Source organism: Desulfovibrio sp. 1214_IL3152 (assembly GCF_036763055.1).
In the GTDB taxonomy this organism is placed as follows: Bacteria; Desulfobacterota; Desulfovibrionia; order Desulfovibrionales; family Desulfovibrionaceae; genus Desulfovibrio.
In genome coordinates this window covers 1-1,064 of sequence record NZ_JBAIYW010000498.1, presented here as the reverse complement: position 1 = coordinate 1,064, position 1,064 = coordinate 1, and the positions used below count along the sequence as shown (strand labels likewise).

Here is a 1,064-nt window from a genome sequence, read left to right as displayed (position 1 = left end):
CCGCAGCCCGTGCGCCCAGGCTTTGCCGCTCGCGGAAGTATGCGCCGAGCAGACGATTTGCCCCGGCCTCCAGTTGCGCGGCCGACAGGGGCTTTGCCTTGATGTCGGCAATGATCTTGCCAAAGCCTTTTTGGGCCTGCTCTACCTTGTCCGGAGTCGTGCCGATGTAGAAGGCCATCATGCCCGCTTCGGGCATACTGCGATAAAAGGCCGTTACCGTGTACCCCAGACCTTCCACATCTCTCAACTGACTGAACAGAAGGCCACTCTGGCCGGAAAGCACCGCCTGAAGCAGCATCAGGGCCGGGGCATCCTCATGGGTGGGCGGCACAGCCTTGAAAACCTGAAGCACATGGGCCTGATTGCGGCCGGGAAGGTGCAGGTCGAGTTTTTTATCTCTCCCCCATACCGGAGCGCCCGGCGCGGGGATGTCGGTGCGGGGAGCAGGCAGTGACCGGGCAAAGGCCAATACGGCCTCACGGTCAAAATCTCCTGCTATGGAAAGCACCCAGGGCTGTCCCATCTGCTCCTGCCAGAAGGCACGCACTTCCTTGCTTCCGAAACGATCCAGATTTTCCGCATTGCCCAGACTATCGTAGCCGTAGGGCTGACCGCCGGGGAACAGAAAGCCGTTGAGCTTGGAAAAAAGATAGCTTGAGGGCCTGTCGGCACGCTGCCGTATGGCGGCTTTCATATTGTCCGCCTCGCGGCGAATTTCCTTTTCCTCAAATCTGGGACTGCGCAACGCTTCGCCCAGCATGACGAAATAGTCCGCATTGAAGCGCGCCGGACCGGTGATGGACACGGTAAAGCTTTGCAGCCCGGCACTGGCATCTATGGCCGCCGCGCGGTCGGAAAAGAAGCGTTCCACGCCCTGGGCGTCCAGCTTGCCGATACCCGAGGTAAGAGCGCGGGCCGTAAGCCCCGCAAGACCTTGCTGTTCTGGCTTGAGCAGAGCGTTGCCGCCCGGCAGCATCATATCCACAGCCACATAGGGAACCGTGGCATCGGGCTGCAAAATAAGCGTGCGGCCGGATCCGAGCTGCACCACTTCGCGCTCGCCA

The 1,064-nt window shown here is 60.9% G+C and carries 1 protein-coding gene; it reads right to left on the bottom strand.

The window, feature by feature from the left end:
• Positions 1-1,064, bottom strand: a 1,064-nt coding sequence (locus V6C07_RS10745; RefSeq protein ID WP_333536481.1) for a M16 family metallopeptidase, incomplete at both ends; no start/stop codon positions are given.